Here is a 19234-nt window from a genome sequence, read left to right as displayed (position 1 = left end):
TTCGCAATATTTTTGTTATATTTGCAAAGTCTTTTGGTTAACTATTGAACGAAATTTATCGAACACAGCATCATTGTGAAATATATGTGTGTAGGTTTTTACCGAAGACATGTAAACAAATAAAGATTATGAATTTAAAGAAAATACGAACTTTAGCAATTGTCACATTAATGTCTATATCGGCTTTACCTATTGTCGGCCAAGATTTATTGGCACGTCAAGCTCCGGTAGACAGACGAATGATGGCAGTTGATACATTCCAATTAAGAAAACTTATATCTAGAGAGCAAGCACAGTCTACTGCCTCAGATTTATACGACGACTTCAGCAATAAATTTGCTCACCACACAACAGCATTACCAGATTCATTCAAAATAAACCTGAAAGATTTCTGTATGCCTACACCTAGCCGTGTCATAACATCAAATTTTGGTTCAAGATGGGGGCGTATGCATAAAGGACTTGACGTAAAAGTTTATATTGGCGATACAATCAGAGCTGCATTTAGTGGTAGAATACGTGTGGTAAGATACGAAGCTGCTGGCTATGGAAATTATGTGGTTATACGCCATAATAATGGATTAGAAACTATATACGGTCACCTTTCAAAACAATTAGTTAGTGAAAATGAAGAAGTAAGAGCTGGAGAACCTATTGGATTAGGAGGTAATACAGGCCGAAGTACGGGTTCTCACCTTCACTTTGAAACACGCCTTTGCGGAGTGGCCTTAAATCCAGCTTTAATGTTTGATTTCAGAAATCAAGATGTAACGAATGACTACTATGTTTTTAGAAAGAGTTCGTATGAAAGAGAATCTCTTGCGGCAAACAAGGAGCGTGGAAAAATTGGAAGTGGTGGTTACTCTAGCGATGAAGTCATCGGAACGCCTAATACAGGTGAACCGATGGAGAGTGGATTCGTACGCTACCATAAAGTTAAATCAGGAGAAACATTATACTCTATAGCACGAAAACGTGGCGTTTCGGTTGATAAAATATGCGACTTGAACCATATCGGTAAAGACGTACGCTTACGTCCTGGACAGATTATTAGATACTCTTAATCATTAAGATATATATAATGAGAGCCGCAACTTAACGATGCGGCTCTCTAATTTTATTAACATTTGTAAGACCCGTAGCTCTTATTTCTTAACGGTGCCTGCTTTTACATTAGCGCATTTCTTTGCGCATTTCTTCTGACCTGCATTACATTTGCATTTTGCATCTTTAGCACCACCCTTTGCTTTGTCGCACTTCTTCTGGCAGCATTCTTTAGTATTTTCTACTTTCTTCTGATTCTGTGCATTAACTACACCACCAAAACTAACAGCAGCAACAAAAAGAGCTGCACTTAAAATAATCTTTTTCATAATTGAATATTTTAAAATTGTTTGTAATAAAAATCTATTGCAAAAATAACGTTTAAATCGATTACGTATATAATATTTTCGTTATTAAAGATTAAAGGACTATTAATGTTTGAAAAAAGCACGAAATATAAACATGATATGCATAACAACAGTGTCAAATGAACCATAATGACTAGCCATTATATGATATCTCTCTTTAAGTGAAGATTTGTGGTTTTTTGTAGTCAAACCCTCTTGCATATAGTTGACTATTGTAGCATGAACATTTTTCAAAAGTAGTCCTCTCTTATCAGCTTCCTTCATAACCCTAATACACCAATCAACGTCAGCTGAATATTTGTACTGCGTGTTATAGCTCAACTCCTTAGCTATATCAGTACGAACATAAAAAGCTTGATGACATACAAGCATACCATGTCTGAAAGAACGCCACGTCAATTGTTCCGGAGGTGTAAGGCGACGACGAAATAGATATGACCCACTGCTATCTACTACATCTGTATCTCCATATATAACTGCAGGTAATGGTAGTTTTGAAGCTCTGATATCATCAAGTTCAGCATTAGCTACGATGGTCTCAATTGTATCACCAAAAGGTAAACTGTCACCGGCATTCAAAAAACACACATAATCGCCATTTGCCATCTGCAATCCTTTGTTCATAGCATCATACAGACCATTGTCCGGCTCAGATAAAATTCGAACTTCATGTCCATTACCTGATGCATAAGAACGCTCTGAATAGTCTTTCGCAAGTGTCAGTGTTTCATCAGTAGAGGCTCCATCAATAATAATATGCTCTATATGAGGATATCCCTGCACCAATACGCTATTTACCGTATGGTTAAAAAACTTACTTGCATTGTAAGTAACAGTAATAATCGAAAAATTTATCATAATCTATAATTTTTAAAAGCCAAAGCTTCATCATAAACCTCAATATATCTCATGGCTATAGCATGCTGGGAGTAGTTGGCTGAAACTTTTTTAATTGCATTTTCACTTAACTTATTATAATCTGCTTCTTCCAAAATCCAACTTATTCCTTTTGCCAAATCTTCAGAATTTTTATACTCTGCCACATATCCATTACTTTTATGATCAATCTCCTCAGGTATACCTCCTACATTAAACCCAATACATGGAACGCCACAAGACATAGCTTCCATTATAGTATTTGGCAAGTTCTCTGATAAAGATGGTAACACAAAAATGTCTGCCGAATTATAAATACGGACAATACGTTTCGTATCACTTACATATCCAAGTGGATAAACTGGCAATGTCAACCTATTGACAAATTCTTCGGAATGACTGCCTAATATTGCGATAGCCGTATTATCTTTCATATCTGGATTTTGATCCGTCATTATCCTACAAGCCTCAATCAAATGATTAATACCTTTATTCATATTAGTAGCACGTTGAGATACAAACAGAATAAGGCGTTTATCAGAAGGTAGACCAACAGATAGTCTGGCCTCTGCTTTATCCATTTTGCAGAATGTACGCATATCTATTGGATTGGGAATGCTTGTGACTTTCTGTCCAACCAGAAGTGCACTTTTATTAGCTTCATTTTCAAGCCAATGACTACAGGCTACAAAAAATATACTGTTATCTTTAAGTATTTTCTTTTTCTTATTCCAAATTTTATAAGAAAGATCATGTTCTGATTTTCCTGGAAGGTATGGGCAATTTCCGCAGTTGGTTTCATATCTGTGACAATCCAAAGCAAGATGACATATACTAACTGCTGGCCAAATATCGTGCATAGTCCAGACTACAGGCTTGTTGCTTTCCAGTATATGCTTAATACCAGAAATAGAAAGCATACCTTGATTCACCCAGTTTAGGTGAATAATATCTGCCTCCTTGAACTCACGCAATTTTGTAATATCAAAACCAGAATTAGCTATATCCAACTGGAATAGTTTATCTTTTGAAAAATGAAGATGTATGAAAATCACAAACCTTTCCCACAAGAAATGCCACTTAGTAAATATATTATGCTTTAGTTCTACAACAGTTATCTGATCCGTGTCCTTATCTCGAACAAGCATTTTAGCTTTCACTCCATTATTGTTCAAGGCCTCCATAAGACGGTTAGCCGCAACTGCTGCACCACCTGTTTTCTCGCTTGTATTTACTATCAGAACTCTCATTGCAACATACTTTTTATTATGTAAGCAAAGATACATTAATTAGATAGAAGAACAAAAACAAAATATGAAAAACTATAATAAAAATTACTGTTATCGCACACACTATATTGATTTAAGTCAAGAAAAAGAGCTTTTTATGCCATAAAACATGTTTTGCTTTGCTTCGATTTAGAAATTGTCTTACCTTTGCATCATCAAAAGGTTAATAGATTGTTTAGGTTAGTAGTTATATTATAAGTATTTAGGTTTTTAGTTATTTGTTTTAAGGTAAGTTTAAAAGATTAAGTTAGGATAACAAGGCCACCGAGAGGTTCCCTTTAACTTAGAAAAGATTTTTAGTTAAACAATATTCAAATGCGTTACAGACCGTTGAGGCTTGCTACGCATTTATTTTATCATACTATTAGAAATATCTTTAAGTATTCTTCGCTTAAGTTCGAGTTTGTCATCTTTTGGAAGAAATTTAAAATTGTCCAAATGCAACAATATTTTCTTTGCCTGTTCAAAAAATATACTGGACTCAGGATGCTTTGTAATATAGTCATGCCAATATTTATCATATGTTTTGTCATCATCCAAAACATATACTATAAAATGAGTGTCTTTTAAAAAATCATGCACACTATTATATTTATTGCTATCTAGCATAACTATTGCCATTATATGATAATGACGATACAATAATAATAATGTAACTTTATATTTCTGATTATTTCACTACTTCACGCAATTTTAACATTCCTCTATGCACAAGATTACGCACTGAGTGGTAATTCATATTCATTATATCGCATATTTCATCATATTTACGCTCCTCTATATAATATAATGTAAATGCCTCACGCTGACGAGGAGTCAGATTATTAAGCAGAAAATTTACACGATTTTTCTGACCGCTATCTTTCTCCATTTTTAAGTATTCAGTCTCGACACCCTGGTCCATTAATGTATTGTGTACATCTTCGGCCGGAGTCTCTGACATAAAAGTACGACGCCTAAATTCGTCTAATAATCGATTTTTAAGAGACACAAACAGATATGAACTTACATTATTAATTTTTTGTTCAGCCCTTTTGGTATACAACTTAATAAACACATCGTGTATGCAATCTTTTATCAGTTCTTTGTCTTGAGTAAGACAACAACCATAATTAAATAACACATCAGCGTATATGTCATACAATTTCGAGAATGACTTATCGTCACCAGATTGAAATGCATTAAGTAAATCTAAGATTACTTCCTTGTTAGTAGATATCATTAGTATAAGGTTTTTCTTTACGCTGCAAAGTTAAACTGCTTTTACTTTTTTGATACGCACTATCTAACATAATAATGGGAAAAACTGATACAATATCAATTTTTCCCATTTTGTAATTGATCTTTTTTGGTATTTAAATTCTCTTTAGCCAAACTAAGCCTTTATCGCTAGTGGTATAAATACCATTCTTGATTGTTATCGTACCTCTAGCTTTAATATATCCAGTCTGGGTATTAACACTGCTAACAATATACTTGCCAGAAGGTAAAGCTACCTTGGCTTGCTTATCTGAGTTATTGTATAGCACAGTACCCGTTCTTTCTTCTACCAACTGATAACAATCAGTAGCATTAACAGTATTATTTACTACGGGTTTCATCTTTGCTATGTCTCTAAGAAATGTCTTATCCGATACAGGTATTGCAGGGCAAGAACCGCCTGCCATAAGAACAGCCCAACACATCTCAGGGAATTTCTGAGCATAATATACTACAGCTTTATCAGGGTATTTTGTAGTATATTCTAAAACAGATCTATATACATCTTCAAATCTTATTGACCCTAAGCGTGCCTTTCTAAGAAATTGTCTTGGAGCGATATTAACGCCTCCATCTGGTGCATAAAGGCCTTTACTATGATATAGCCATTGCTCTATATCTATTATATCTATCACTTTAGAACGCTCTTTGTCGCACAATATAGAATCTTGCACATCCTTATTTACAGATAGTGCGATTAGTGGACGCTTTCCTGTTTTCTGTTCCCATTCGCGCACACAGTCAACCCAGAATCTTACAAAATGCAGAGGCCCAGTAAACTCTTCACCAATAGAATGAATCACATTGGGATTATCTGCAAATTGATCAAGAATATTCATAATATAATTTTTGTGCAATGCTCTACGAATACTGTCATTCTCATTATAGAAATATTCTGCCATGAACAGGCGTTTATCTCCGGTGAAAGGTACGGGTTCTGGAAAACCGGTATTATTAATATTATTAACTGTGCGCCAAGGGCAGTCCACCCAGTGCGCTCCTGCTTCCAAAATATTATGCTGGAAATAGTGTTCATTAAAAAGTAGGAGTCCATTATTCTCGCCTTTCTGTGCAAATTGCTTAAGACGATAGAAATACCACTTATTTAATTTATTAAGATCGTATTTGCTCAGTCCATCCCATGCTGTTCCTTCGCCACAACGAGCAAAAGACTGTTCATAAAATGGTGCCCATACATCTCCATCACGTCTACGTATACGTTCATGATCATCCCTGCGTAAATCATACCACAAACCATAGTTCTGACTAAATACAGATGTGTTTTCTCGTTTCATTTGCGCTACTACCGAGTCTATATTATCGGTAAGTCCATAGCCTTCACGTCCGGGTACAAAACGTGTAAGTGCATACGAGGCCTGAGAAAGCCAGTTATCTTTTATTCTACCAGCCCACCATGGCGTATTATGTTTACCACCAACGATAAGCATATCGTCCATCAAAAGTTTTCCATTTTTAACTCCAAATGAATGTTTTACTTCTGCAGAGGTCAAATCGTCTTTCGTATTTTCTACCGACTTCAGTCCTAAAGGCGAAACTGATGCTGTAAAAGTTGCATCTTTAATCCATTTTTCTAAAGTAAGACGTGGCTTTGTAAGTGCCTCTTGCGCCATTCGGGCTGCCTCTTCTAAGGATGGATTACTTGATGCATCTGTATTGCGAGGCAATATGTGACTTTGGGCATCAATATCATGACCTAACCTTTTCTTCAACAAATCGTAATAAAGACTTCTTGGTTGAACATGATTGTTTGATTCCGACCATTCACCATCGCCTTCAAATTGTCCCCAGCATCCTATTGCATAGTTTTTTGCATCATCTGCCGGTGATGAACAATATAGCTCGGATGCAGTGCATTGCCAGAATGTACTGTTGGCTGTATTCCAACCTGCGCCAAATTTATCCTGACCAAGATTCGTAAACTTAAGATCATTACCATCTATGTTTACTATGTCAAATAACAAGCCTGTAGCCCAAGATGAAATTGAGCCACTGAATCCTAGAGATTCCTGACTGTCGCACTGCACAAACGCATTAGGTCCAGCTGCACAATATCCAGCACAGAAGTCGTTGATACCTTTTACCGAATAACAACGTTGGAATAGACATTTTTCGCCCAGTGTATAGAATGTACAACGGCGAAAGCCTCCTATCTCCGAAACCGGATTATATGATATACAGTCTTCTACTGTTATTTGCTGGCCTGTACGCTGAACGATCACTGCGCTGCCTGCCATATTCTTGAAGTATACCTGCCTTACCCAACAATCTTTTGCTGCTGATATATAGATTCCATTCCAACAGTGATCTTCATCTTTGGGGTATTTTTTATCATAATCAGATTCGATAGTAAGATTTTCCACCCCCGATTCGCTTATTCTGCCATTCCATTTATAGCGCAACACTTTACAGTCGCCCCATTTCTTATCTAGAGCAACTGTTATTGGTGCATCTATTGTAACATTATTGCCATCGGCGGCAACAATCGTTCTACTCCAGTTTACATCTATATCGGTAGGTTTCCATCCCAACCAGTCTAGTCCACCTCCAAATATATTACACTTTACAGACTGTATCCACTCTTTAGTGCTAGGACGGAAAATCATTACGTCTTCACCCTTTTTTAATGCACCGCCACGCGATACAGCAAACTGATGTGCATTTACAGCTACATAAGGTGTAACAATATCAAGCGTATCAATAACCTTTAAATCATTTTTACCCTCAATATATACAGCAGCTCCACGGTCAACACCCATCTTTCGGATAATGGTCTTTTCACGACCCGAACCTCTTATTATTACTCCAGATGCTGAGATTCTTATAGGTTGAGATATTTCAAAAATACCATCACCAATTAAAACAGATCCTCGTAATCCAGTCTTTTTATTCGGTTTCAAGCCCGACACATAATCCACAGCATTCTGTATGCGCTGATAATTATCACCGGATTTGTTACCTACAAAGATAACATTTTTTGCATTTGGTATCGCCGTTTCCGACTGGTGATAACCACAATATGAATAATCTAACATAGAAGGTTGCACATTAGCATGTGCAACCCCAAAATTTAAAATTATTAGAACTACGAGTTGGTAAAATCTATTCATTTTTTATTCTTTTTTGAATCAATGCGCTTGTACCATCCTTCTCGCTCTTTAACAAGATCATAACCACGTTTGGCCAGATAGTTATTTATTCTGCCTTTGTATTTGCCAAACCATTCATGTTTCTTGTTAGAGTTTTCTGCATCCATAGAGAATTCTCTAGCTTCTTTTAGCCACGCCAAGATCTGAGCTTTCTCTTCTGGTTTCAGAGTAGGTATCATATCGAGAGTCGCATCGTAAGTTACTTTAACCACTCCATAAGTAAGTCCGTCCTTTACAGCCTCGATCTGCTTTTCATTGAGATATAAAGACAAATCAGCTGCAAATTCAAAGTGATGCTTGTACAGTTGCGCATCACATTCGTTCTGGGCATATTCTACGGCATACTGTTTTGCCTTACCTGATAGCGAATCTTTGGCACTCTTTATCTTACCGGCACAGCTCTCATGAATATCATTCAACTTAAAGTATCTGTTGGCTATTATGTTCAGCACTTGTCTAGATGCATACTTATCTTTAAGACCCAGTTGGTCAACAATTTTCTGAGAGCGTTTAAGTATTGTTGATACATAAGCCGTATCACGACCATTACTATCAAGTTCTACTGCCGACATCTGAATTGTCAGTATTGACAATAAAGCTAAAATGATTATCTTTTTCAATGCACCAAATATTTAAAGTTTTCCCTGTTCGGCCAATGTATCATGATTGTTTTTCAAATCACTCCAATTAACCTTGGTCTTTGTACTTATACCATTGATGTACTTTTCAATGTTGGTATATCCGTCACCATTACAGTCTTGGTTGGCATCGCTAGGATCGTTAGGATTAAGGCCATTGGCTTTCTCCCATTCATCTGGCATTCCATCTCCATCGCTGTCCTTATAAGGTTTGCCTTTATACTCAGGATATCCACCCATCTGACGAGGGTCTGTGATAATGCCCTGCATATAAGAATCCTTTGACAGGCGACGATATTTGAATGATCCGTCAGGAGCCTGAGATTTAGAGCTAAGTCCCCATACGTCTCCATAAGGATTAACCTTCGGTAATTTCTTTACATAATATACGTTTCCGGTGCGTACTTCATCTATAACTCTTTGGTCTACGATGTCACGCTTTGGAATTGTTGCGCCTACATTATTCAATACATAATCGTATGTCTGCTCTTTAGGAAGAATTTTAATATATGGCATTACAAATGGCTCATAAGAATGCATCAAAGCCAATTCTTCCGGATCAAGATCACCGTCTTTATCTGAAGTTTGTATTCCACCTGCCCAGTTGTTTTTGGTAATGGCATCATATCCCTCTACTATATTGCCTTCTGCATATACACGGCCATATTGTTTGAATGGGAATAGTTTGTTACTACGACTTTCCGACTTAACGATACGCCATCCTACATTGCTGTCTTTAGGTGTCAATGGTCCCGGTTTGTAATAATTATTTATAAAGTTCGACATTGTAGAATACTCGCCGCCATCAGCCGTACGGTGTACCCAGTTGAATATTACATTATTTACGAAATTGAATACTCCACCCCATCCAATAGAAGGATTACGGCCGGTGTTATCTGCCCATAGGTTACGCATAAAAGAAGCATTCTCGCCACCAATTGTACTACCGAAAGCATGATTATATGTATCCAGCGACTTAGCCGAAATGGTATTCTGAATGGTTACATTTACAGTTGGTTCCTTACGACTTCCAAAACTGTCTCCAAGATCAAACATATGGCGATAGAAAGAGATGTTTTCATCAAGTCCCCACTCACAAGAGCAGTGGTCTATCATTATGTTTCCAACAGGATTTCCGCCAAACGAGTCTTCACGATACCATGAATGTGTGTTACCACGACGGAAACGCATATGACGTACAATTACATCATGAGTGTTCACCTGGAAACTTTCTCCTGCGATGCATACGCCATCACCCGGAGCAGTCTGTCCGGCTATTGTGATATAAGGAGCCCTTACTAATATAGGGGTTTTGAGTTTAATGATACCAGATACATTAAACACAACGATTCTGGCTCCACCCTGTTCGCAAGCCCAACGAAATGAACCAACGCCATCGTCATTAAGATTTGTAACAGTAATCACCTTACCGCCACGTCCTCCGAACGTATACATACCGCCACCTTCTGCACCCGGGAATGCAGGTATCTTAGCCTGACGCAAATCGTAAGGACGAAAAGCCCAAGGCACATAAGGACGGCCTTGCATAGCCTCCTTCTTAACAATAGGAAAAGCTACAGCCCATGCTGAATCAGAATGTGCAGTCCACACCTTTTGGAGAGAGTCTATTTTGTCCTGAGCCTCCTTCGTAATAACCGGATATTGAGCTTTGACTGCCGTTGGCATAATCAAAGCAGCAAAAGCCGCGAGTAATAGTTTATTTTTCATCATTTTAATTGTTTTAATTCGTTTGTATTATAGACGAAGAAGCTTTATACTTGTAATCAAACAGCAACTCTTTTTTTAAGCTAATATATTATTGCATTCTCTTTTTACTATCTGCCGGCCTGTTTACATTCCTAAAATCATTATCTCTCAGATTTTAAAGGCATTAAGTAGTGTATAATGATAAAAATCGGAGCTAGAATGTCTATTATCATGTTTTAGCCGCAAATTTAATATTTTCCTGCGATTTAAAATCATTCTTCTTCCTTTTTGTTATTTTAGTGTCAAATCAGACGTATTTCGGTCTCTCGGTCTTTTGGTCTCAAACTATGCAAACTTAAGTATTATTATTTTTGATTTATATCTATATAATATTATTATAATTATTAATAATTAATAATTATAATAAACTATAGAGGATTATATAAAGGACTTTTAATTAGAATGTTAGTTTTGAGACCAAAAGACCGAGAGACCGACGACGCTGTGTTTTGAAAGCACACCGTTAATAAAATGCCAATGGTCTTCTTAGATTAAATAGCTGCAATGTCAAGACTGACTGATGCCGACGCTGTGTTTTGAAAGCACACCGTCATAAATCCAATAATTCTGATAAACTAAAATCAAATTAAATTCATGGCAGGGGTAATACCTTGCAAGTTACAAAAGAATGCTGTACCTTTGCATCGTCAATGAGATATAAAACGCCCGCCACTGTCAGATAGTCAACCACGCCCACTCCGACCATCAATTTCCTATCTCCGACAACGCCGGCATCATACGATAAGTCTGATGACCGGAAAACATTAAAAAAAAGATTCCCACCAAATAATATAGTGGGAATCTGATATAAATTATAATTACTGTGCAAGAGGATCAAACGTTCCGGCCGCTCCACCATTGTTGGAATCTTCCCAACCAATCGTCTGAGGTAAAGATTTGTTTACGACAGAAGCTCCTGAGGATAAACCCAAGAAGTAATATCTGGGATTGAAATACATATATTCGTCTACATGACTAGCATTACGGGCATCACCCTTCTTAAGTTTAAGAACAAGATTACTCTTGTACCATGCCTTAAGAGTCTGAAGTTGAGGGCCCAAGTCCTTCCTCAAGTCTACCGCAGCACAACGTGTCACGTTGTTCTTTACTAAAGGATCTGAATCGTAAGTAGTACCGCCCAAACCGAACTTATCTGCTACGCGGAATTCCATATTTTCTCTTCTCTGCCCATTAAGAGGCTTAAATCCTAACCATGTACATGTGTTTCCACCCCAACCCGTAAGAGTCCAAGTAGAAGGAGCACCGGCTACTTTAGTAGCACCGCCATCAAATAGCATCCAGCGGCGTAGATCGTCAAAGCGCTTACCTTCGTATGCAAATTCAATCTGGCGCTCATATATTATAGCACTCATACAAGCAGCCTGATCACTTGTCAGATTACTCTGAAGACCATAATTGTTAGATGCCGAGTATCCCGCACGTGCACGTATCTTCTGCAATAAGGCTACAGCATCAGACAACTGGTTTGCGCCACAAGCAACCTCGGCAAGATTAAGCAGTACCTCTGCGTATCTTATCTCCATATGCTGAGCTCCCGAATGTGCGAAACCTCCATTTGCATCTTTTGCGTTCCACTGGTACAATGGACTGTTATTTACGTCATAATCGTCGCTTTTCTTACGTACATACACTCCGCTTTTGCTTGTAAGGAGATTATCTGCACCATAAGAGTTTCCACTTTCAGGATTAGCCTGATCACTTGTACTTGTATACCAAACATAGTTCCACACAGCATAGTTTTTACCACTATCATATGATGGGTTATGAGAGTCTGCCTGGGTAGGGTCGCCAGAATATGCCCAACGGAAGCCAGGGAAAGCAAATGTACGATAGAAACGAGGATCACGACCTACGAATGGGTAGTTCTCATCATAAGTAGAATCAGAAACAGCCAGTTTGGTATATGTATCGCATGTTGCCGGGCGCTTACCGTCAGCCATTGGGAACATATCTATAATCATTGCAGATGCATTCTTACCACCACCAGTCGTATTAGAAGGACGGATAAAACGCTCCCATGAGTTATTTTTCTGTGTATCGTTAAGACCATTATCCAGGAAATTATTGAATAACGTTATAAATACAGCCTCAGGATTTCTACCTGTCTGCGAGAACATTGAAGCGAAATCTGATCCGTTAACATTATTAGATGTAGAATACAATCCATATCCACAGGCATTGATAGAGTCTAGTTCTGATTTCATTGTATCATAAGCCGACTTCCATCTTGACTCGTCATTGCTGCGGTTAAATAGAGGACTGCACCAGAGCAGCAATGTACGTCCCTTAAGAGCCAGAGCTGTACCGGTTGTAACGCGTCCATAATCGCTTGAACCCCAACCGCCTTTCATTGTCTTAGAAGCAAGCATTTGAGCCGATTTATCAAGATCGCTAAGAATAAATGCGATACAGTCTTTTGCCGAAGAACGAGGAGTAACCGAAGACTCATCAGGATTTTGCACATCAGTTACAATAGATACACCTCCATACCATTTTACCAAATTATAATAACACCATGCACGGAAGAAGTAGCACTGTCCAAGGAATGTATTCTTGTCATCTTCAGATAAAGAGCCACCCTTTATACCACTAATGCAATCGTTTATATTACGGATACGACCATATACAGCCTCTTGTACGTTACTCTGAGTACTCATAAAGTAATCAGGTACCGAATTGGTTGAACTAGTTGATGAAAGTGGATTATCCGGATCAACAAATGATCCAAAACCGCTATACTCTTCTGTACTCTTACCAATCAGGTCATTGCTTCCGGCTGAAGGATATTTCCAAAGTTGCACTTCCTGTACGTTCGGTGTAGGAAGACACCATCCATAGACATCATTTACACGGCCGTTTGCACCACTATAATAGTTGTAAATATCAGTACTTACATTGTCATAGTTCTTTTTTTCATCTAGGAAAGAATCACTACAAGATGAAAATACGAATGCAGAAATCAAACCGCAACCAATATATTTTATAGTTCTTTTCATCGTCATTATTTTTTAAATTATATCATCTATTACTTAAAAAGTAAGATTCACACCTACTGTGAACTTTCTAAGATTAGGATAGCTTCCGTAAGTTCCTGCCATCGGACTTGTAAAATTGTCTGGATAAGGATTATAGAAGTTTATCAGGTTCTGACCGGTAACATTAATACGGGCATTCTGTATACCAATGGCCTTTACCAATCTTGCAGGTATAGTATATGCTATTGTAAGACGGTCTAGAACTACCTGTGCAGAGCTAATTCGCCAGAAGCTTGATGCTACAGAGTTAACGCTTGCATATGCAAGATTAGGATAGAAGGCTGTATGATTGGCAGATGCCACCAAATTGCCTGATCCATCATAGATATCTTTATATACATACATATTATCTGGATTCCAGAATGAAGGCATATTGCAATATTCTATGCTTCCATTAGGACTTAGCGCCTGTGATGGCAACAGTGTATATCCACCCCAGCTTGCGCCAAACTGCCCTGATATAGAGAATCCTTTCCATTCTGCACCAAAGTTCATTGTAAAGCCATAAGGATTAGAACGATTAGAGAGACATACCTGATCATTATCTTTATCTACTACTCCGTCTGGTCCGGCATATGTTCCGTCTGCCTGTCTGGCTCCGCGTACATCTTTGTATATCAACATACCAGGACGAACTTTATCTTTTGTCATACCCATATAAGATGTGATATGATACTTGTCAAAGTATTCTTCTATATCCTGGAAGCTTCTGAACATTCCGAGACATTGCATGCCCCACAAACCTACATCAGAACGATGACCTTTTGTAATCTGACGATACAGATAGTCTGTTTCCCAGTCCATATTCAGTACTTTGTTATCAGTATAACCGGTATTGATACCTATATGATATTTAAAGTCTTTTCCTATTTTGTCACGCCATGTCATACTGAGTTCGTATCCCCAGTTGTCCATCTCACCCAAGTTTACGGCAGCAGATGGTGTACCAACAGTAGAAGGAACGGTCTGAGCTATGTTCATAAGCATTTGGCGATTCCATTCGTGATATGCGTCAAATGTTAAAGACAAACGTCTGTCTATGAAAGAAGCATCAAGTCCGATATTAAACTTATAGTCTTTATCCCAATGTACATCGCGGTTTACGGCTGAGTTTGACTTGTTTATTGTGATACGAGTTCCCGAAGCATTGCCTATACCCTCTCCAAAAACATTTCCTTTATTTGAATCGAGCGCATAAACCTGCATCCACTGCCATGGAGCTGTATTGTCACGCCCAGTAAGACCAAAAGAAGAACGAACCTTCAAAAAATCCATCCATTTTACAGACTTCTTAAACCATGGCTCTTCTGATACTATCCATCCGGCACTTGCAGCAGGGAATGTTCCCCATCTGTGCTCAGGAGCAAACTTTGTTGATGCATCCGAACGAACAAGGAATTCTAATAGATACTTGTCGGCATACGAATAGTTTACACGTCCGATATAAGACAATGCACCAGATTCGCTACGTGTAAATGTTGTGGTTTTGTCTCCTTGTATAGAGTTAGACTGATATGTAGTAAACTCATATGGATCTGAGCCACTTCCTACCTCATATTCACTTTCTGTTTCCGACTTCTCTATAGAGAAAAGTGCTGATACATGATGTGCACCGAAATCGCGAGCATATGATGCAGTGAAGTTCATCTGATAATTGTCGGTACGGGTCATTGTTCTAGACAAGTAATTGCCATTATCCAACTGTAATGCGTTAAAATTACCGGCATATACATAATCGTCGTAAGACTCTCCCGCTGTGGGAGTATATAGATGGTTTCCACTACCAAAACGTTTGGTCATACTATACAGAGTGAAAGAAGAACCATATTCATTGGTCTTATCATCGTTAATGCTTTTAGAATATGCAAAGTTCAACTTCAGTCCCTTAAGAATCTTGCTCCAACCGAAATCATAACCAACACTACCATTGATTGTTAGATTAGAATTCATGTTTTTGCTGAAATCTCCATTATTCTGTAATACATCAAATGCGTATTGCTGATTTTGATTTTTCTGTGTATTGCTTACTCCGTAAGCTACTATTGGGTAGTCTCCTACACTCTCAGGCATATAGTAAGGACGTGTAAGCAACAGGTTATAGTCTTTCTCACTATTTGTTCCACCTACTTTTACCAATGGTTTATTTTTCTTACCATAATCGCCTGATACAGTAAGGTTGGCAGACAGCCATTTACTGATCTTGACATCTACACCGGCACGATAGTTCCAACGATTATAATCTAGTTTTCCAAGATTACCATCTTGATCGAAGTATGATAAACCTGCGAAATAATTTACGTTTTCTGTTCCACCGCTTACATTTACACTGTGCTTCATTGTCGAACCGGTTGTCCAGTACTTATCAAGCAAGTTGTAGTTAAGCCCCTTCATTGCCTCTAGTTCGTCGGCCTGGAATAAGGCTGTCTTCTGATTCAGTGTAGTATTAGTAGGGTCTGCAGCAGCTATCTCATTATAAAGGCGTCCGTAGTTATATGAATTCAGCATCTTAGGGCGTGCTATCTCGTCAGTAAAGCCGAATGTGCCACTATAAGAAACCTGTGGAAATCCCATCTTTCCCTTTTTGGTTGTAACCAAGATTACACCGTTGGCAGCTCGTGCACCATACACAGCAGCAGAGGCATCCTTTAATACGCTGATGCTTTCTACCTGTGAAGGGTCTAGGTTATTGAAGGCCTCTGCACCCAAGTTTTGAGAAGCATTACCTACTTTCACATCGTTAGGATATATATATCCGTCTATTACGAACAGAGGTTGCTGAGCTGTACTGCCGACATCTGACAATGAGTTTGTGTCACGTATATATATCTGAGCATTCTCACCAGGACGAGCACTACCGCCACTTACGCTAAGACCATTTACAAGTCCGCTAAGTGATGAAGCCAAACCGCCATTAGAGAGGTCTTGTATCTCGTCTACCGGTACAGTAGCTACCGAACCAGTAAGATGAGCCTTCTTCTGCGAGCCGTAACCAACTACAACGACTTCATTAAGATTCTGAGAATCTTCCTTTAGTTGTATCTTGCCACCAGGCTTTACTGTCTGTGAAAGATATCCCACATAAGTAATCGTAACCTTGGCATCTTTAGAAACTGATATTGTATAATTACCATTAAGGTCAGTGATAGTACCCTTTGATTTCGTTCCTGGCACAGATATAGTGGCACCTATTATAGGATCTCCGTTCTCGTCTAATACCTGTCCCTTAATATTCTGATTTTGCGCCATAGCCGGTGCTGAAGTCATTGCCAACATCAGACTAAGTCCTATGCTTATAATGTATTTTCTTTTCATAATCTTTTCTGTTAATTAGATTATTAATTATTTCGTTGGCAACCAACGTGGATCACCTGTGCCAAGAGTAGCCTGTTTTGATCCGCTTATCGTAAAGTCACCATTAGCAGCATCCTTGAACCCGGGGTTCTCCTTTATGTCTGTACCGGAATCGTCAAACCCAGCAGGATTATCGTACGTTCCGTCTGGTTTCATGTATGTGTTATTATCAAATTTTGCTGTAGGCTGTTTGGATTTTCCTACCAAGAATCTGCGTGCTACACCAGATGTACTACAATTATAGAATATACTATTTGTCATATTCCAGAACGAAGTAGATTTCCCTGCAATTCCATTATAGTTACCCCATTGACCATTAGGACAGATATTATAGAAGGTGTCATGGTCAAAATTAATAGAGTTATTAACCCAATAGGTTGGTATCTGAGCAATTCCAAAACCTCCATACTGAATAAAGTATTTAGGTTCTACAACTCCTGTATTATAGAATGTAGAATTATTTATGGTAAGATCTTTTACAAAACCACCACCCTTATTTGTCCATATATAAGCCCCATTCTTAAGGTTAATTGCATCAGAAGAGGTACAGTGTACAAGACTGTTTTTCACTAACAGAGTTGTAGGACTGCAAACAGCCACTTTATTATCCCAAAAGAAGAAAGAGTTAAGACCATCCACTTTGCATCCTATTACACTTATTGGATCGTTAATAAAGTAGAAGTTGTAATTTGCTCCAAATGCAGAAACTACTACCGGAGTAGTAACAGGTTTTGCACTCATCTGTATAAATCCTGCTTGAGAAGCATTACAGTCAAAGTTGATATACTTTAAGACCAACCCTGCCGAAGTATTGAAGCCAGAGGCAATGCCTGTAAAATTAACATGCGCATTTTCCGCCTTTGTTGTACTACGCAACGTTACCGTATTTGCTCCGAAATCTATGGCATCAGATAAGGTGTATGTTCCGCCTGCCACTAGATCGTAGTTAAGAGTCTTGCCTATTGAATCAGCCGGCAAGGGATTTGATGCGAAGAATTCATTCAGGTTAGCACCATCAGGGATAGACATATAAGTAGCTGTAAACGTAGAATAAGACTTTTCTGTTGAAGTCTTTGCGTCTTTATTATTATAGACATTATTTCCTAATGTTTTTACAGATATTTTATAATTCGTATCCTCTTCCCTTTTAACAGTTACAGAGCATCCATCAATAGTTTTATTATTGACACTATCAACAGCTACAGGGTTGTTGGTGTCATTAACATTTAAAACACTGACAGCATATCCACCAGCGCCATAAACAACAGGCCATGAAATGGTAAATGTTGAACCATCTGTACTAGGTGTAACCTTAATATTATCCGCGCTAGGTGATACCAGCGTACTATCTGTTACATCCGAAGTAAACGATTCGTCATCAAAGCCATCTTCCGCACATGAAGATATGAATAATGCACTTAAGGCCATAATGGCTAGCACAAAGATTCTACCGCACGTAAAGAAACGATTTCTTTTCATAATTTTACGTTTTAAGTTTAACTTGATATTAATTAATTATTTATTCCCGTTTTTAAATATTTGTTTCAAGAATCTAACGTTTGTTCCATAGTTATACTTTACATCTTTCACTCTTGAGGCATCACGCGAACGCTCAATCACGAGCCATCCACTCCATCCTATTTTATCCAACGTTTTCTTTACTTTCTGTAAGTCTATTCTATTATCTTTATCCAATGTAACACTGTCTGTGTTGCTAGAATGTATCTGACATATTCTTTCTTTTCCTAATATTTTCAATTCTTTGCACACATCACGTTTGTTATCTGTAGCATCCTGGAAATTATAGTATATTTTTATTCCATCCGAATTTATCTCATCTAGCAATTTGACATCTTCTTTGGCATCAAGTGCTGTGCGTATGCCTATAACCACATTATCAGCTTTTGCCATTTCACCGACTTCATGCAAACGGTGCAACAATTCTGCACGTTCTGATCCATCTTTATGCCATCCATTTCCACATCCACCTAGCGGAAGGAATGCCACTCTGGCACCCATAATCCGCATAGTGTTTAAACAATCTTCTATTAGAACCTTATAATTATTTTTCGAAATAAACGACTGAGCGAAAAAGCCTGACATTGCTACAGACGGCACTTCCACGCCTAGAGAATCTGCAGTATGTCTGAACTGTTTCTGAAAATAGACCTGATGTAACTTATTATCAAAAGTATCACGTTTTCCCAGTCCTCCCATATCCATTTCAATACCATCGGCGCCAATCTGCTTTGCGAGTTGGAATTCGCCAATCTTTTGCCTTTTAAGCATCATCCAGTCACAAGCAGCTATCTTATATCGCTGATTGCCATCTTTTGCATATGTCATTTGTAATGGCAAAGACAATAGTAGTAAAATGTATAAAAATCTTGTTGTTAAAGTGAGTCTACCCATTCCCAT

At 38.1% G+C, this 19234-nt stretch carries 13 protein-coding genes; 1 reads left to right on the top strand and 12 read right to left on the bottom strand.

Features of this window, described 5'->3' with window-relative positions:
* Positions 1-128: 128 nt before the first annotated feature.
* Positions 129-1064 (top strand): peptidoglycan DD-metalloendopeptidase family protein, encoded by a 936-nt coding sequence (locus XYLOR_RS12510; RefSeq protein WP_036880132.1) that lies wholly within the window; start codon positions 129-131, stop codon positions 1062-1064.
* Positions 1065-1145: 81 nt separating this feature from the next.
* Here the strand turns inward: XYLOR_RS12510 and XYLOR_RS12505 are convergent, their stop codons facing one another.
* The 12 genes from XYLOR_RS12505 to XYLOR_RS12450 form a co-directional block, all read right to left on the bottom strand.
* The gene (locus tag XYLOR_RS12505; RefSeq protein WP_036880127.1) at positions 1146-1373 is read right to left on the bottom strand and encodes a hypothetical protein; all 228 of its coding nucleotides are present in this window, start codon (positions 1371-1373) and stop codon (positions 1146-1148) included.
* A 102-nt stretch (positions 1374-1475) separates the two neighbouring features.
* Complete coding sequence (locus XYLOR_RS12500) at positions 1476-2270, bottom strand: glycosyltransferase family 2 protein (RefSeq protein WP_036880124.1); 795 nt, start codon at positions 2268-2270, stop codon at positions 1476-1478.
* Positions 2267-3538 carry a glycosyltransferase family 4 protein gene (locus XYLOR_RS12495; protein ID WP_036880121.1) on the bottom strand — a complete coding sequence of 424 codons (1272 nt, stop codon included), beginning with the start codon at positions 3536-3538 and terminating at the stop codon, positions 2267-2269. The genes XYLOR_RS12500 and XYLOR_RS12495 overlap by 4 nt, the downstream gene beginning before the upstream one ends.
* 387 nt (positions 3539-3925) lie before the next feature.
* Positions 3926-4198 carry a hypothetical protein gene (locus XYLOR_RS12490; protein ID WP_051509007.1) on the bottom strand — a complete coding sequence of 91 codons (273 nt, stop codon included), beginning with the start codon at positions 4196-4198 and terminating at the stop codon, positions 3926-3928.
* 49 nt (positions 4199-4247) lie between these two features.
* Positions 4248-4799: an RNA polymerase sigma factor gene (locus tag XYLOR_RS12485; RefSeq protein WP_036880118.1), complete on the bottom strand. Its 552-nt coding sequence runs from the start codon at positions 4797-4799 to the stop codon at positions 4248-4250.
* Positions 4800-4932: 133 nt separating this feature from the next.
* The gene (locus tag XYLOR_RS12480) at positions 4933-7965 is read right to left on the bottom strand and encodes a DUF6298 domain-containing protein (RefSeq protein ID WP_051509006.1); all 3033 of its coding nucleotides are present in this window, start codon (positions 7963-7965) and stop codon (positions 4933-4935) included.
* Positions 7962-8624, bottom strand: a complete 663-nt coding sequence (locus XYLOR_RS12475) for a DUF3826 domain-containing protein (RefSeq protein WP_036880117.1) — start codon at positions 8622-8624, stop codon at positions 7962-7964. The genes XYLOR_RS12480 and XYLOR_RS12475 overlap by 4 nt, the downstream gene beginning before the upstream one ends.
* A 12-nt stretch (positions 8625-8636) precedes the next feature.
* Positions 8637-10373 carry a thrombospondin type 3 repeat-containing protein gene (locus tag XYLOR_RS12470; RefSeq protein ID WP_211242081.1) on the bottom strand — a complete coding sequence of 579 codons (1737 nt, stop codon included), beginning with the start codon at positions 10371-10373 and terminating at the stop codon, positions 8637-8639.
* A gap of 854 nt (positions 10374-11227) precedes the next feature.
* Complete coding sequence (locus XYLOR_RS12465) at positions 11228-13426, bottom strand: RagB/SusD family nutrient uptake outer membrane protein (protein WP_036880115.1); 2199 nt, start codon at positions 13424-13426, stop codon at positions 11228-11230.
* Between the two features lie 33 nt (positions 13427-13459).
* Positions 13460-16777 carry a SusC/RagA family TonB-linked outer membrane protein gene (locus tag XYLOR_RS12460; RefSeq protein WP_036880114.1) on the bottom strand — a complete coding sequence of 1106 codons (3318 nt, stop codon included), beginning with the start codon at positions 16775-16777 and terminating at the stop codon, positions 13460-13462.
* Positions 16778-16804: 27 nt separating this feature from the next.
* The gene (locus XYLOR_RS12455) at positions 16805-18295 is read right to left on the bottom strand and encodes a DUF4992 family lipoprotein (protein ID WP_084608618.1); all 1491 of its coding nucleotides are present in this window, start codon (positions 18293-18295) and stop codon (positions 16805-16807) included.
* A 36-nt stretch (positions 18296-18331) separates the two neighbouring features.
* Positions 18332-19228 (bottom strand): sugar phosphate isomerase/epimerase family protein, encoded by an 897-nt coding sequence (locus XYLOR_RS12450; RefSeq protein WP_036881111.1) that lies wholly within the window; start codon positions 19226-19228, stop codon positions 18332-18334.
* Positions 19229-19234: the final 6 nt, after the last annotated feature.

It is taken from the genome of Xylanibacter oryzae DSM 17970 (genome assembly GCF_000585355.1).
Classification (GTDB): domain Bacteria; phylum Bacteroidota; class Bacteroidia; order Bacteroidales; family Bacteroidaceae; genus Prevotella; species Prevotella oryzae.
This window is presented reverse-complemented; position numbering and strand designations above follow the sequence as displayed.

Bases quoted from the DNA above. Each gene is read 5' to 3' on its own strand.
- XYLOR_RS12500 (WP_036880124.1), bottom strand. From the start codon at position 2,270: ATGATAAATTTTTCGATTATTACTGTTACTTACAATGCAAGTAAGTTT.
- XYLOR_RS12485 (WP_036880118.1), bottom strand. From the start codon at position 4,799: ATGATATCTACTAACAAGGAAGTAATCTTAGATTTACTTAATGCATTT.
- XYLOR_RS12450 (WP_036881111.1), bottom strand. From the start codon at position 19,228: ATGGGTAGACTCACTTTAACAACAAGATTTTTATACATTTTACTACTA.
- XYLOR_RS12480 (WP_051509006.1), bottom strand. From the start codon at position 7,965: ATGAATAGATTTTACCAACTCGTAGTTCTAATAATTTTAAATTTTGGG.
- XYLOR_RS12505 (WP_036880127.1), bottom strand. From the start codon at position 1,373: ATGAAAAAGATTATTTTAAGTGCAGCTCTTTTTGTTGCTGCTGTTAGT.
- XYLOR_RS12495 (WP_036880121.1), bottom strand. From the start codon at position 3,538: ATGAGAGTTCTGATAGTAAATACAAGCGAGAAAACAGGTGGTGCAGCA.
- XYLOR_RS12510 (WP_036880132.1), top strand. From the start codon at position 129: ATGAATTTAAAGAAAATACGAACTTTAGCAATTGTCACATTAATGTCT.
- XYLOR_RS12465 (WP_036880115.1), bottom strand. From the start codon at position 13,426: ATGAAAAGAACTATAAAATATATTGGTTGCGGTTTGATTTCTGCATTC.
- XYLOR_RS12470 (WP_211242081.1), bottom strand. From the start codon at position 10,373: ATGATGAAAAATAAACTATTACTCGCGGCTTTTGCTGCTTTGATTATG.
- XYLOR_RS12455 (WP_084608618.1), bottom strand. From the start codon at position 18,295: ATGAAAAGAAATCGTTTCTTTACGTGCGGTAGAATCTTTGTGCTAGCC.
- XYLOR_RS12460 (WP_036880114.1), bottom strand. From the start codon at position 16,777: ATGAAAAGAAAATACATTATAAGCATAGGACTTAGTCTGATGTTGGCA.
- XYLOR_RS12490 (WP_051509007.1), bottom strand. From the start codon at position 4,198: ATGGCAATAGTTATGCTAGATAGCAATAAATATAATAGTGTGCATGAT.